General features: G+C 32.1%; 13 protein-coding genes. 12 read left to right on the forward strand and 1 reads right to left on the reverse strand.

The features are described 5' to 3' along the window. The first annotated feature begins 76 nt into the window (after positions 1-76). The 12 genes from LO744_RS02110 to LO744_RS02165 all read left to right on the forward strand — a co-directional run bounded on the left by LO744_RS02110 (position 77) and on the right by LO744_RS02165 (position 13,154). On the forward strand, positions 77-862 hold the full coding sequence (locus tag LO744_RS02110; protein WP_230666912.1) for a (Fe-S)-binding protein: 786 nt from the start codon (positions 77-79) through the stop codon (positions 860-862). 31 nt (positions 863-893) lie between these two features. Further along, the gene (locus LO744_RS02115) at positions 894-2,024 is read left to right on the forward strand and encodes a hypothetical protein (protein ID WP_230666914.1); all 1,131 of its coding nucleotides are present in this window, start codon (positions 894-896) and stop codon (positions 2,022-2,024) included. 24 nt (positions 2,025-2,048) lie between these two features. After that, positions 2,049-2,537: a hypothetical protein gene (locus tag LO744_RS02120; RefSeq protein ID WP_076562001.1), complete on the forward strand. Its 489-nt coding sequence runs from the start codon at positions 2,049-2,051 to the stop codon at positions 2,535-2,537. 173 nt (positions 2,538-2,710) lie between these two features. Further along, positions 2,711-3,850, forward strand: coding sequence for a glycosyltransferase (locus LO744_RS02125; protein ID WP_230666916.1), 1,140 nt, complete (start codon positions 2,711-2,713; stop codon positions 3,848-3,850). Continuing rightward, a complete protein-coding gene (locus LO744_RS02130; RefSeq protein WP_230666918.1) occupies positions 3,847-5,109 on the forward strand; it encodes an MATE family efflux transporter in 1,263 nt (420 codons plus the stop codon). Before LO744_RS02125 ends, LO744_RS02130 begins: the two co-directional genes overlap by 4 nt. A 356-nt stretch (positions 5,110-5,465) precedes the next feature. Continuing rightward, a complete protein-coding gene (asnB, locus tag LO744_RS02135) occupies positions 5,466-7,367 on the forward strand; it encodes an asparagine synthase (glutamine-hydrolyzing) (RefSeq protein WP_230666920.1) in 1,902 nt (633 codons plus the stop codon). A gap of 34 nt (positions 7,368-7,401) precedes the next feature. Further along, complete coding sequence (locus tag LO744_RS02140) at positions 7,402-7,908, forward strand: hypothetical protein (RefSeq protein WP_230666922.1); 507 nt, start codon at positions 7,402-7,404, stop codon at positions 7,906-7,908. Between the two features lie 90 nt (positions 7,909-7,998). Beyond that, the gene (gene serS / locus LO744_RS02145) at positions 7,999-9,267 is read left to right on the forward strand and encodes a serine--tRNA ligase (protein ID WP_230666924.1); all 1,269 of its coding nucleotides are present in this window, start codon (positions 7,999-8,001) and stop codon (positions 9,265-9,267) included. A 363-nt stretch (positions 9,268-9,630) separates the two neighbouring features. After that, complete coding sequence (locus tag LO744_RS02150; protein WP_230666926.1) at positions 9,631-10,272, forward strand: hypothetical protein; 642 nt, start codon at positions 9,631-9,633, stop codon at positions 10,270-10,272. A gap of 150 nt (positions 10,273-10,422) precedes the next feature. Continuing rightward, positions 10,423-11,079, forward strand: a complete 657-nt coding sequence (locus LO744_RS02155) for a hypothetical protein (RefSeq protein ID WP_230666929.1) — start codon at positions 10,423-10,425, stop codon at positions 11,077-11,079. 117 nt (positions 11,080-11,196) lie between these two features. After that, positions 11,197-11,799 carry a porin family protein gene (locus LO744_RS02160; protein WP_230666930.1) on the forward strand — a complete coding sequence of 201 codons (603 nt, stop codon included), beginning with the start codon at positions 11,197-11,199 and terminating at the stop codon, positions 11,797-11,799. A 449-nt stretch (positions 11,800-12,248) separates the two neighbouring features. After that, positions 12,249-13,154, forward strand: coding sequence for a hypothetical protein (locus LO744_RS02165; protein WP_230666933.1), 906 nt, complete (start codon positions 12,249-12,251; stop codon positions 13,152-13,154). Positions 13,155-13,229: 75 nt separating this feature from the next. Here the strand turns inward: LO744_RS02165 and LO744_RS02170 are convergent, their stop codons facing one another. Further along, positions 13,230-14,246, reverse strand: a complete 1,017-nt coding sequence (locus LO744_RS02170) for an alpha/beta hydrolase fold domain-containing protein (RefSeq protein ID WP_230666935.1) — start codon at positions 14,244-14,246, stop codon at positions 13,230-13,232. Between the last annotated feature and the right edge of the window lie 10 nt (positions 14,247-14,256).

The raw sequence follows: 14,256 nt of genomic DNA on the forward strand, positions 1-14,256 counted from the left end.
AACAATGTAGAAATGTAACGATGTAACAATCATTGGTAAACTGTTACACTGTTATATTGATAAATTTGAAACTGATATGGATTTCACTATAAAAACAATGGCAGATTATGCTGCCGAAGGAAAATCTCCGGAAGTTCTTTTCTGGGTAGGTTGCGCTGGAAGTTTCGATGACAGAGCCAAAAAAATAACCAAAGCATTCTGCAAAATTTTAAATAAAATAGGCGTTGAATTTGCTGTTTTAGGACAGGAAGAAAGCTGTACTGGTGACCCCGCAAAACGTGCCGGAAACGAATTTGTTTTCCAAATGATGGCAATGACGAATATTGAAGTTCTGAATGCTTACGAAGTTAAAAAAATCGTAACGGCTTGTCCGCACTGCTTCAATACACTTAAAAATGAATATCCTAGTTTAGGTGGAAACTATGAAGTCATTCATCATACTCAATTTTTAAAAGAATTGATGAATGAAGGCAGACTGAAGATTGAAGGCGGAAGTTTTAAAGGTAAAAAAATCACATTTCACGACCCATGTTATTTGGGAAGAGCCAATGATGAGTATGAAGCGCCAAGAATGCTTTTAGAAAAGCTGGATGCCGAGTTGGTTGAGATGAAACGTTGCAAAACCAATGGTCTTTGCTGCGGTGCAGGAGGTGCACAGATGTTTAAAGAACCTGAAAAAGGTAAAAAAGATATCAATGTTGAAAGAACGGAAGAAGCGCTTTCTTTTGAACCAAAAATCATCGCTACAGGTTGCCCTTTCTGCAACACAATGTTGACAGATGGTGTAAAGCATTTTAATAAAAACCACGAAGTTGAAGTAAAAGATATTGTAGAACTTTTGGCAGAAGCCGAAGATTTGTAAATATATTTCCAGAAAGGATAAATCTTGAGTTATGAATTTAAAATGGGGTTTATCCTTTCTTTTTTTTATTATAGGTTTAAGTTTTCTTACTTTTTCCTGCTATCAAAATAGAGTGTACGACTGGGATATGCCCGGTTATTTAGGCAGTGTATATTCTTGGGAATTTCCCGATGATGCAAAAAAAGTACAGGAAACAGTATATTCTGATATTGAAAAAGAGGCTTCAAAAACAGAGTTTAACGATATTCTTCATTATAATCACGCCAACGAAGTTTTCTATGCAGATTACAAAGCTTTTGACGAGCAATTGCCTTACTATAAGATTAAGATTGGTTATAATGCTGCAGTGTATGCATTATACAAATTAGGATTTACAGGGCCTCATTCGGTGCTTTTGGTCAATATTTTTTCTTATTTTATTTGTGGTTTGCTGGTATTTTATGCTTTAATGCAATTCTTTCCCAAAAATTATTTTATAGCACCGCTACTTACTTTATTGGTTTTCTGGTTTCCTTCGGTAAGAGATATGGCACAAAATCCTACACCGGATATGTTTGTTTTTGTCTTTCTGATGCTTTTCATTATTAGTCTGCTTCAAAAAAAATCAGAATTATTACAATTTATTTTCCTTCTTTGCTGCGTTTTAATCAGGCCAGATTATGTTTTGTTTGCAATGAGTTATCTTTTTGCAGCTTTAGTTTATAAATATTTTAAAGAGAATAAAAAGATTGATTACAGTATAATTATTCAGGGATTTTCAATGGCGATTATTTATGTTGCTATTATTAAATACTATAATTATCCGGGCTGGAAAGACCTTTTTTATGACAGTTTTTTCTACAGAAGACCGGTAATTTCAGCTGAAAAGGCAGACTTTACGTTTGAAAGATATTTTGATTTTATCATATTTAAAATTATCAACTTCAAAAAAATAACTTTAGCTTCTGTCACTTTACTAGGGGCAATTTTTTATTTTTCAAAAGATTGGTGGATTCGAATTTTAGGGTTACTATTTTTCGTAAATATCTACATCAAATTTGTATTCTTCCCTGACAGTGCAAATCTGAGGTTCTTTATAGGGTTTGTTCTTCTTCTTTTTATCACACTTCTTTATGCGCTCAGCAAAAAATACAATGGTTTCCAACTCAGGAAAATTCCGTAATTTTACTCTTTAAATTTATTCAGAATGAAAATTGAAGAATCTAATATTGTTGAAGCAAACGATTACAGAGTTATTATATATCCCGCATCAAGACCTTTTACCACAAAAGAAGCCAAAGTAATTACCGAAAAATTATATGATTTCTTAGCAGGTTGGGCAGCACACGGAAAACCACTTTCGTCATCTTTTAAAATTGAAAAAAATCAGTTTATCGTCATTTGTGTTGACGAAGAAAAAGAAATGGCTTCTGGTTGCAGCATCGATGCTTTAGGGAAAATTATGAGAGAAATCGACGAAGAATACCAATTGGGATTGTTCGACAGAATGAAAGCGAGCTTTGTAGAAAATGGAGAAGTAAAAACATTAAAGCTTATTGATTTTAAAAATAAAATCAGAAGTGGTGAACTTTCAAAAGATATCGAAGTTTTTGATTTCTCAAAAAATACTTATTTAGAGTTTTTAGGAAACTTTTTATTGCCATTTAGCAAAAGCTGGGCGGTTACCATAAAATAATTCTTAACGAAATAATGATAATTCCTCTTGGCTTCTGATTGTTAGAAACCGATGAGGAATTTTTGATTGATAAGTTTATTATCATAATTAAATAAATATTTCAAAATTTTAAACAGCGGATTGTAAGTCTATTCTCTTTTGTCTATTTTCTTTCATCTACTTACTACTTTTCAATGCCTAAAATTTTATTTCTCACCACTGCGCACAATTATGACGATGACAGAATCTTTTTTCATCAGGCGAAAGAATTGATTGCATCTGGTTTTGAAGTGAAAATTTGCAGTTTAACATCAGGTTTTAAATCTGTTATTGAAGATATTGAAATAGAATCTTTTGATGTTTTAAATGAATCTATTCAGTCTAAAATTGATAAGTTTACAGAAGTTTGTAACTCTTATCAGCCAGATTGTATCGTCTGTTCTGAACCGATTGCCGTATTTGCCGCAAACAAATTCCGTAAAACAAAAAAAGTAAGCGTTGTATACGATATCACAGAATGGTATCCTGCAATGTCGATGCTTCAGAATTACCAATTTCTGATGAAATGGATTCATGGATTTAAATTTTTCCTGATTCAATTATATGCAGGATTTCTGAGTACTCATTTTATCTTTGGTGAAGAGACTAAAAAGTTTCCTTTAGCTTATTTTTTTCCTTTTAAAAAGAAAATCATTCTGCCGTATTATCCGCACGAAAAATTTGTTTCTGAAAACATTAAAAAACTAAGTACAGACCAAATTACACTTTGCTACACTGGTGCCATTTCAGAAGATAAAGGAATTGCCAATTTTTTCAACGCTGTTGAAGAATTAAAAAAAAGAAATTCACAGTTAAACATCAAAATACTGATTGTTGGTGCGACAAGAAAGAACGAAGACGAGGTTTGTTTCTCAGAAATTCTTACTAAATCTTCAGTGAAAAATATTGAAATCAGAAAACCGACCTCTTTCGAAGAATTTACAAAAGCTTTTGCTGATGCTGATATTTGTTTTGACTTAAGGAATTTTAATTTTGAAAATCATCATTCGCTTCCCATTAAACTTTTCTATTACATCGGAGCCGGAAAACCCATTATTTATTCAGATTTAAAAGGCATCAGAAAACATATGGATGTTTCTCATTTTGGATATTTAGTTAACCCTAAAGATTCTAAAAAGATTGCAGATTATATTGAATTTTATCTTAAAAATCCAGGATTATATAGCCTTCACGCTACTAACGCAGCAAAAGAATTTAAGAAGAATTACAATTGGAATGTCATCAAAAATTCTTTTGTTAACTTTATTAAAAACTCATTACCAAATAACGCATGAAGCAGCTCAAAGTTGTTCAGACTTTCATCTCCAGGTTTCTGATTTTGATACTGAGCTTTGGCTTGGTCATCTTTTCTACCAATATGTGGGGAAGTGAAGGAAAAGGAACCATTTCGATTGTGATTGCAAATGTTGCGATGGTAAGCTTTTTCAGCAGTGTTTTTTCGGGAAGCAGCACTTCTTATTTTGCCCGGAAATTTAAAATAGAGCAGGTTTTAGTGTATTCATATCTTTGGTCGGTCATTATTGGTATTGTGGTTCCGCTGATATTTAGTTTTGCTTCCATTCAAACAGAGTTTCTTTATTATTTAATTGCCATTTCTGTATTTTCTTCACTTTTATCAACCAATATCAGTTTGTTTATTGGAACACAAAATATTAGATTTTTCAATATTTATACGGTTCTACAGCAACTTGTTCATGTTCTGTTTATCATCATTCTGATTTATATTATTAAACTGAAAGATGTTTCCGTTTATTTTTTGGCGCAGATATTTTGCCTGATATTCTTATTTCTTACAAGTCTTTTTTTAATTCTTAAAAAATGTAAGTTTTCAGAATTTTCCTTTTCAAAATCTGTCTTTCTCAATATGCTCGAATACGGCTGGAAAACCCAGTTGAGTGCATTTATTCAGTTTTTAAACTACCGGCTTTCTTTTTATTTTTTAGAATCCTTTGAAGGAATCGCTGCTGTAGGAATATTCTCGATAGGAATCACTTTTTCAGAGGCAATATGGACGATTACAAGAAGTATCGCAGTGGTTCTTTATTCGGATGTTGTAAACAGCGAAAACAGGGAAGAATCTATTGTTAAAACCAAATCTTCACTAAAACTTTCATTTACCCTGATGCTTATTTTTGTTTTGGGTATTTTGATTATTCCCGGTTTTCTTTACACACAGATTTTTGGGAATGAATTTGGTGAAACCAAACAAATTATGCTTTTATTAGTCCCCGGAATTTTTGCCATTGCTGTCAGTGATATGATTGGGTATTATTTTTCAGGAATTAAAGAGCTTAAAATATTAAATATAAAATCGATTGTCGGATTATTGATTACGGTTGGGTTCTCATTTTTTGCCATTCCGAAATGGGGAATTTGGGGCGCTTGCTTGGTGACAACTTCTTCATACGTTGTTTCGGCAGCAATTCTATTTTGGAAATTTTATCAGTCTACCGATTTTAAAATTAAAGATTATATCATTTCAAAAGATGAAATTACTTCTCTTGTTAATACTTTTTCTAAAAAAGGTAATTGATATTTTCTTGGATAGAATTTTAATGGCAAATCCTTTAGTACATAACAAAAAAGCTTAAAATGTCTTTTAACCGCAAAAGAACCAAAAGAAATGATTGAAAAAAAAAGACATTCAAAAGTTTATAAAATGTAATTTTTTCACTTTATCACTTGTTTTTGTTAGCTTTTGGACAACTTTCCATTATAAAATCTTTTGTCACTTTTGCGGTTAAAAAATGTCATGTACTTAAGTCAAATCCTTATTTTTACCAATCAATTAAGAGTTTTCAAATATGGTTTTGAAAATAAATAATAATATATTTTTTATTATGTTGAATTTCAGTCCATCAACTGTCAACTAAAAACTATCAACAAATTATGTGTGGAATCTGCGGTTATTATTCATTCAGGAAAGAAATTTCGTCTAAAAATATTTTAGAGATGAATAATGCAATTCGCCATCGCGGTCCGGATGATGAAGGGTTTTGGATTTCTGATGGTTTTTATGGTAAATCTTTCTCCGGCAACGATTCGATCGCAAAAATAAAAGAAATTTTTCCCGTATTAAACGAACCTTCTTCGAAAATTGCTTTAGGTTTTCGTAGACTTTCAATTGTAGATTTGTCTGAAAAAGGGCATCAACCGATGCTTTCAGATGATGAAAAATTGACAATTACCTTCAATGGTGAGATTTATAATTTTAAAAAAATACGGAAAGAGCTTGAAGGTTTAGGTTTTCGTTTTAATAGCAATTCTGATACAGAAGTTATCCTGAAATCTTACGAAGAGTGGGGGGCTGAAATGTTTTCTAAATTCGATGGGATGTTTGCGATTGCTTTAATCGATTTAAACAAGCAAAAAATCATTTTAGCGAGAGATAGAGTGGGCTTAAAGCCGCTTTTTTATTTTAAAAATAACAATGCTTTAGTTTGGGCTTCCGAAATAAAATCGCTTTTGAAAAATGAATACATCAGACCGGAAATTAATTGGAATGGAGTGTACACGAATTTCCTTTTTCAAACTACTTTGGCTCCGGAGACGTGTTTTCAGAATATATTTTCGTTAGAACCCGCTTCTTTTTTAGTTTTAGATTTAAATGATTTCTCAACTTCAAAACAATCGTATTGGAATTTTCCTATTCAAAGAAATGAAAATATTACCGAACAAGAAGCCGTTGCAAAAGTAGATGAATTACTTTCTGAAAGTGTGAAAGAGCAACTTTTTGCCGATGTTCCGATAACAAGTATGATGAGTGGCGGAATAGATTCTACGCTGATTACGGCGAAAGCCAAACCGTTTAAAAATGATATCAACGCGTTCACCATTTCTTATCAGTTTTCGGAAAGTGAAGTGAAAAATGCTTCTTTAATGGCTGAAAAAATTGACATTCAGCATGAGGTGAAAAAAGTTTCTGATGAAGAGATTTTAAACCAATTAAAAGAAAATATTCAACATTTTGAAGAGCCTTACAGCAGTCTTGAGGTATTGATGAATGCTGCTGAATTTGCGAAAAATGAAGGTTTTAAAGTTGTTTTAAGCGGAAATGGTGCTGATGAACTTTTTGCGGGATATTCACATTCTTTGAAGCTTAATAAATGGCTTTCGATGAGAAAGTTTAATGCTGTCCGTCATTTTATTTTCACCAATGATGATTTTTCAAGAAAAGTAAAAAACTATTTTTCTCAAGACGATATGCTTGATTTTTTCAGACAAAGTCAGGTCGGGATGAAGCCTTTTGAGGCTAAAAATGTGTTTTCAAAAGATGTTTTTAATTTTATTCAAACCAATTTAAAAAGCAAAAAATTATCTGAAAGCAAAGATTATCAAGGACTTTTTGAATATGATATGAAATATTCTCTGTCTTCGCATCATGTTTTCAGAGATGATTTGAGTGCGATGAAGTATGGTGTAGAATTCCGATATCCTTATTTGAGCAACGATTTGATTGATTATGTTTCTTCTTTGCCGGAAAAATTACGGTACAACGGAATTCAGAATAAGCCGCTTTTAAGAAAAGTTGCCGAAAAATATCTTCCATCAGAAATTTTAAAAATGCCAAAGCGCGGATTTTCTTTTCCATTGGCTCATTTCATTAAAACCGAACCAAAAGTAAGAGCATTTATCATTGAAAATTTGAATAACCTTAAAAAACGCAATTTTGTCAATGCTGAAGTGATTGATGAATGGTGGAATCATCAAAAAAGTGAGTATGATTGTGTAAAAATCTGGCAATTGGTTACTTTTGAGCTTTGGTATCAGAAATATTTTGAAAATCACTAAACTTATTTTTCATTAATAATTTATCTTTGTAAGAATGAAGAAATTATTTCTTGTTTTAACGCTTATCAGTATCACGCTTCTCAGCTGCGGAAGTGATGAAGATTCTCTGCAGAAAATAGACCAGCTTTTAAATCTTTATATTAAAGATTCTTCTGGAAAAGACTTACTAAAACCTACGGAAATTGGTTCTTACACTGGGATTTCTTTTATTGATAGATTAGCAGAAAAAGATAACGTAAGTGTAAGCTACAACCGAAAAATGCTTGCCGATTCTACCTATTACCTTGAATATCTTGCTGGGGCTACAAGACAATTTGTAGAAGATGATTCTGATGGAAATAAAATTTATAAATCTGAAATTCAGGTTTCTTTAACGAAGAAAATATCAGATACACAGAATGCACCTATTGTTCAGGATAAACTTGAAATATTTTATCGTTCCTCTCCGAATGTTTTTGAAGTTTCGAGAGTGCTTTATAATAACCAATTGGTATTTACAAAAGTTCCCGACCAGCCAAATGTGGCTACAATCATAAAATAATCTTAAATTTGCACGAACGGTTCAAAGTTCGGGGTTCAAAGTTCAATGCAACTCAACCTTAAACCTTAAACTTTTAAACATTAAACATTTATGTTACAGGTTAATTTTTTGCGCGACAATAAAGAACGCGTTTTAGAAGGTCTTCAAAAAAGACAATTCAAGAATCTTGAGTTGGTAGACGAGGCTATCGTTACCGATGAAGAAAGGAAAAAAATTCAGTTTGAATTAGATTCACAACTTTCCGAAATCAATAAAATTTCCAAAGAAATTGGTATTTTAATGAAAGAAGGAAAAAGAGAAGAAGCTGAAGCATCCAAATCTAAAACAGCACAGTTTAAAGAGTCGAGTAAAGAATTACAGGTACAGCTTGAAAACGTTGAAAAATCTTTGCTTACTATTTTATATCAGATTCCAAATGTGCCTTACGAATTGGTAAAAGCTGGAGTTGCTGCAGATGATAACGAAATTATTTATCAGTCTCATGATGTAGAAGGTTTAGGTGAAGGGGCAATTCCTCACTGGGAACTGGCAAAAAAATACAATTTGATTGATTTTGAATTGGGAGTTAAAATTGCAGGAGCTGGTTTTCCTGTATATTTCGGGAAAGGAGCAAGATTGCAGAGAGCTTTAGTTCAATATTTCTTAGATAAAAATACAGATGCAGGTTATCTGGAAGTGAATCCGCCACACGTTGTGAATGAAGCTTCAGGTTATGGAACAGGTCAGTTGCCGGATAAAGAAGGACAAATGTATTACATCAACGCAGATGATTTATATTTGATTCCTACAGCGGAAGTGCCGGTAACGAATTTATACCGTGATGTTTTGTTGGATGAAAAAGATCTTCCAATTATGAATACTGCATTTTCTCAGTGTTATAGAAGAGAAGCTGGAAGTTACGGAGCTCATGTAAGAGGTCTGAACCGCCTTCACCAGTTTGAGAAAGTAGAAATTGTAAGATTAGAGAAACCTGAGAATTCTTATGCTGTTTTAGAAGAAATGGTAGAGCATATCAAGTCTATTTTAGAAGATCTTGAGTTGCCGTACAGAGTTTTAAGGCTTTGTGGTGGAGATACAGGTTTTGCTGCTGCCATGACTTATGATTTTGAAGTGTGGAGCGCTGCTCAGGAAAAATGGTTGGAGGTAAGCTCAGTTTCTAATTTTGAAACCTTCCAGGCAAATAGATTGAAATGTCGTTACAAAACAGATGGAAAATCTCAGTTGGTGCATACGTTAAATGGTTCTGCAATGGCATTGCCAAGAATTATGGCTGCTTTGCTTGAAAATAATCAAACTGCAGAAGGAATTAAATTGCCAAAGAAAATCGCTGAATATGCGAGATTTGAATTGATTAACTAATGTTTTAGCATTATTAAATAATATTGAAAGCCATCCGATTCGGGTGGCTTTTTTTGTGGTTTTAAAAAATTTGAGATGTTAATGCTTTAATTTAAATTCTCTAATAAGAGATAAATTATTTTTTCAAAAGATTTTATGAAAGAATAATTTCGATGTTATGAAATATTTTTTTTATGATTTTTTTTAATTAAATCATTGATATTTTTGTAGTTATGTTTGTTTTTGTAATCTTGTTTTTTTGAAAATCATATTACTTATTTACTGTTTTTAAATTTTATATTTCAAATTTAAAAGAATAATTATAATATTTATTTCACATATGAATGTAATTATCTATATTTGTGGCACCAAAAAAAATAATTTATGAAAAAAATTCTTATCCCATTATTGGGCTTAGTTATGGTTGTTTCTTGTGCAGATGACAACAATACAATTGATAGTTCTAATGTCACTGATAACAGTAAGATTACAGCAGATACTGCAAATCGTATTGAGAGTAACGAGTTTACAAAAAATATTCTAGGTGACAACTTCATGGCTAGTGATGGTAAAACACTTGCGCCAACCATTAAAGAAAGAATGATTGCTGAGTTTACTGCTGCTAACAAAAAGGCTCCAACGGTTCACGGACCTTACACTGCAACTGTAGCTGTACCTGGAGCTAATCCCACAGATGTTAAAATTAGTTATGCTCAAGTAGGAAGTACATATCCGGGAACGGGAGTGTATATGTCAGATGTTTATAATTATTACCTCCGTGCTCAACTTCCTGCAGAAGCAGCAACGGGATGGATTGATTCTGTTGATAATCCGGGTTATTCGAACTATACTACACAAACCATAGGATTCAATTCGAATATGTCTACAGCAAACGGTAATAAATATGTAGTTGCTAATACTTATACAATGGTTTTAAAACATAATATGGTAGGACAATTAATCAACGCAGTAGTTCCAGCTGCCTCAGGTCCTAAAACATTTACCTATTATTATTTAACTCTTTAAAAGTAAATTACTACTATAAATCAAATATGCATAGAAAATAGTTCATAATTGATAATGTATCATTTACGAATAATATAATCTATGTTTAAAATTCTAATAATTATGAAGAGGTTTATTTTTAAACCTCTTTTATAATATAAGCTATCAAAAATGATATATAAAAAATACATCTATATAATATTTGCTGGAATAATGTTTATGTCTTGTTCACATGATGATATTTCGGAAGAATTAGAGGTTGATAATATTGTCACTGATAATACTGTAACCAGGGTAGAAGATATTAGGACTCTAGAAAAAGCACATTTTCAGAAAGAAGTTCAATTTTTAGAAGATGAAAAAGTCTATAAGTCGAAAGAAGAAATAATTGCTGAGTTTACTATTATTAATAAAAAGGCTCCAACAGTTCATGGACCATTTACACAAACTGTTCGTAAACCAGCTTATTCATCAAGACCAGGGGGTAATCAACCTTTTACAGCCAATATAATTTACAATGGTGTGGGTTCCTATCCTGCAAGTGGTAGTTATGTTGCTGAGATTTATGACTACAAATTTAAGATAAGGTTGCCACCAGAAGCATTTCATGCTTTTACTGAATCAATTGATGTAATTGGATATTCTAATTATACTACTCAAACAGTGGGTTACAATGCTCAGCCTCCTATTATTGAAAATGGGGCACTATATTTTAATGTAAATACATATGGGATAATTTTAAAATATAATTATGTAGGCCAACTTATAAATTTTCCTATTTCAATTACAGATAATAAAACATTAACCTATTATTACTTGACAATGTAATATGGTTTTGCGACTCTTAATTTTCTTACATTTAGCAATAGATTGACCAGTTATCTATAATAGTAAAACACTAAAACAATATACATTGGTTTTTAACGTTATCAAAAAAAATAAAATATGAGATTTTCAAAATTAATTATACCTCTTTTATTAGTTGTGGCAAGTACTGCAAAATCACAAAAATTTGGAATAAAAGCTGGTGCTAATTTTTCAAGTCTTTCTAAAGGATTTGATTATCAGGATACTAAAATTCTTGTAGGAGCTAACGCAGGTGTTTTTGCTAACATACCTCTTTTTAGTCAATTTAACTTCAAACCAGAAGTAATTTATAATGGTTTGGGTTCAAAAGTTGAATATGCCCAAAATCAAATCGGAAGCGAGTACACTAGAAGATTAAATTATATATCGGTTCCCTTAATGGTGGAATACAGATTTATTCCTAAGGCTTTTTTGGAAGCAGGTCCTCAGTTGAGTTATATGGTTAGCGCTAAAGAAAAATACACCTTACTGAATGGATCTGAAGCAACTGCAAGCATTTCCAAAGATTTCATTAACAAGTTTGACCTTGGAATTGGAATTGGAGCAGGATATTATTTTACAGAGAAGATTGGCGCGAATATCCGATATGTTGCAGGAATTACAGATATTTATAAATACAATGATGGTGATGCAGTAAGAAATAATAACATTCAGTTAGGATTGATGTACATTATCAATTAGATTTTCACTAACGTGAGTAAAGAAGTTCTTAGAGTAGCTAAATCAGAAAGTTATCAGGTTTATCGCAAGATAATTCACTACATCACTAATTTATTGTAAAATTTAAAACAAACGACAATAAAGAATCCGTTTCACAACAAAGATAGTGATTCGGATTTTTTATTATGGGTAACATTCAATAAAATGATAGATTTTATTCTTGAATAGTCTAATGATTGTGCTAGATAGATTTTTGAATATAAATATAATTCAAAAAAAGGGAAAAGTATATAACCCTAATTCGACCCCTTTACTCCTGCAAGATTTAATTATATGAAAGGTAAATAAACCTTGCAATTTTTTGTGGCTTTCTTTATGTAATATTTGTAGATAAGATGATGGTTTTCAGTGTTTAAATAATTCTTATTTTAATGAAAAAAAAGAGTATTTTCGCTTTCTAATTTTTAACGATGAAAAATAATTTTAAATTTTTACTTGCCATTTTTACGGCATTTGTGCTTTCTTCCTGTAGTGGAGGAGATTCTGAGGATTCAACATTTGTAAATGTTCAGAACCCCACTCCTTCAGCACCTCCGAAAACGATAACTCTGCGTACAACAACGGAAATATTTCCTACCTCTGCGATTTTCAGAGCATCAATTGTACAACAGGATGGTCAGGGAGAAACTCCTGGTTTTGTTTATGGTACTATACCAAACCCTACGGTCATCAACAATGCTTCTGTGACAACTATAGCACAAGGTTCTACCAATTTTGACATGAAATCCGGAACATTACAGCCCAATACGACCTATTATGTGAGAGGGTTTATAAAAACAGGTGAAGGTATTTATACATACACTGCGGAAACGAGTTTTAAAACCACAGGCTATTTCGGACCTGGAGGCGGATATGTAGGTTATGATAAAGGCGAATATGTAAATGGATGGAGATTTATGGAAATTCATCCTACAACACTTAATTACAGTTCTGGCGGAGTAGGAGGACAATGGGGAAATATGGGGACATTTATTTCCGGTACTTATCCTGATTTCGGAAAAGGCCTTGAAAATACGAATATTATTATTAGTGCAAATTCTGGCGCTAACTGTGCTGCGAAACTTTGTGATAACCTTGTGCTGAATGGACAATCCGATTGGTTCCTGCCTTCAAGTCAGGAATTGTTAACACTTTATAAAGAACTAAAGAAGGGAAATATCTCTATAAGCTCGAGTGCATGGTCCTCTACGCAAATTGACGGAAACTCGGCGTATTCTATTTATTATCAAACATTCGGACTTCCTACTCCTGAAGTTATTTTATCATCAAGCCTTAAAAGTATGGCAACTACTATACTTCCGGTAAGAAGGTATTAGATATTTCTGTAAATAATAGATTCATATAAAATTTAAGCTGCTCTATATGGGCAGCTTAAATTATTTTTATGATTTTTATTTCAACGTCCACTTCACAAAATCATTCATCACTTCTTCCCAATGTGGTTTTTCATGATTGGGTTTTCCATTTTCTACTTCAAAGAAATTGTGTTCGAGATTTAGATATCTTTTAAGGGTTAGATTATCTTTGTTTTCTTTAATAAAATAAAGCGGAACAAGGTCATTCAAATCACTTGCAATATCATGGGTTCCATAGGCTAAATAAATTGGTTTTTTGAACTGTAACCAATCATCTAATAAAGAAACTGAGAAAGATTTCCAAGCAAGAAGTTCCGGCTTTTCTGCCAGCTTTTTCGGGTTGTAGGCATCTCTGAACATTTGATATTCTTCTTCAATTCCTTTGTCTGCCGCTTCCCATGAAATTTGTTTTTGCTCAGCTTGTTTTCGGTATTCTCTGATATTCTGATCAATTCTGCCAAACGGATTGGCTGAAAATAAACCCAGCTTAGAAACATTTTTATTGGCAATCGCGATTTTAGTTGCTACTTTTGAACCTTGTGATGAACCTGCAACAATTAATTTTGAACGGTCTACCCACTTTTGTTTATTTAAAAATTTCAGAACCTTCTGAGCACGGTTTACATAGTTTTCTAAGTAATCTGCTTTTTGAAACTCGAGAGTCGGTCGATTTTTATCTTTAGAATTTCCAAAATACCAATAAGATTCGTTAATATCTTTTTCGTCTGCAATCAAAGGGGTTTTTGGCATTGCAATAATCACTAAATGATAGTTTTCTACAATATTTTCTACATCAAAATTGGTAATTCCGCCACCAATAATCCAAAGCCCTTCTTCTTTTGAATTGACATAAATGGGGTAGGGCAGAGAACCTTGACACCACAGGAATACTGGTTTTTTATGATCTAATTTTGTATCATAAACAATAAACTCAATGGTATCATCTTGATTTGAAACCTCAAAAGCCGTTGATTGGTTATTGATTATTTTTCCCTGTTGAGAGATAAAAAATTGAGACAGAATTATACATAAAAAACTAATTCTAAGCTTCATAAAATGATCG

This window comes from Chryseobacterium turcicum (genome assembly GCF_021010565.1).
Classification (GTDB): Bacteria; Bacteroidota; Bacteroidia; order Flavobacteriales; family Weeksellaceae; genus Chryseobacterium; species Chryseobacterium turcicum.

Excerpts from the sequence above, each read along its gene's own strand:
- LO744_RS02110 (WP_230666912.1), top strand. The coding sequence starts at position 77 with ATGGATTTCACTATAAAAACAATGGCAGATTATGCTGCCGAAGGAAAA.
- LO744_RS02115 (WP_230666914.1), top strand. The coding sequence starts at position 894 with ATGAATTTAAAATGGGGTTTATCCTTTCTTTTTTTTATTATAGGTTTA.
- LO744_RS02120 (WP_076562001.1), top strand. The coding sequence starts at position 2,049 with ATGAAAATTGAAGAATCTAATATTGTTGAAGCAAACGATTACAGAGTT.
- LO744_RS02125 (WP_230666916.1), top strand. The coding sequence starts at position 2,711 with ATGCCTAAAATTTTATTTCTCACCACTGCGCACAATTATGACGATGAC.
- LO744_RS02130 (WP_230666918.1), top strand. The coding sequence starts at position 3,847 with ATGAAGCAGCTCAAAGTTGTTCAGACTTTCATCTCCAGGTTTCTGATT.
- asnB (WP_230666920.1), top strand. The coding sequence starts at position 5,466 with ATGTGTGGAATCTGCGGTTATTATTCATTCAGGAAAGAAATTTCGTCT.
- LO744_RS02140 (WP_230666922.1), top strand. The coding sequence starts at position 7,402 with ATGAAGAAATTATTTCTTGTTTTAACGCTTATCAGTATCACGCTTCTC.
- serS (WP_230666924.1), top strand. The coding sequence starts at position 7,999 with ATGTTACAGGTTAATTTTTTGCGCGACAATAAAGAACGCGTTTTAGAA.
- LO744_RS02150 (WP_230666926.1), top strand. The coding sequence starts at position 9,631 with ATGAAAAAAATTCTTATCCCATTATTGGGCTTAGTTATGGTTGTTTCT.
- LO744_RS02155 (WP_230666929.1), top strand. The coding sequence starts at position 10,423 with ATGATATATAAAAAATACATCTATATAATATTTGCTGGAATAATGTTT.
- LO744_RS02160 (WP_230666930.1), top strand. The coding sequence starts at position 11,197 with ATGAGATTTTCAAAATTAATTATACCTCTTTTATTAGTTGTGGCAAGT.
- LO744_RS02165 (WP_230666933.1), top strand. The coding sequence starts at position 12,249 with ATGAAAAATAATTTTAAATTTTTACTTGCCATTTTTACGGCATTTGTG.
- LO744_RS02170 (WP_230666935.1), bottom strand. The coding sequence starts at position 14,246 with ATGAAGCTTAGAATTAGTTTTTTATGTATAATTCTGTCTCAATTTTTT.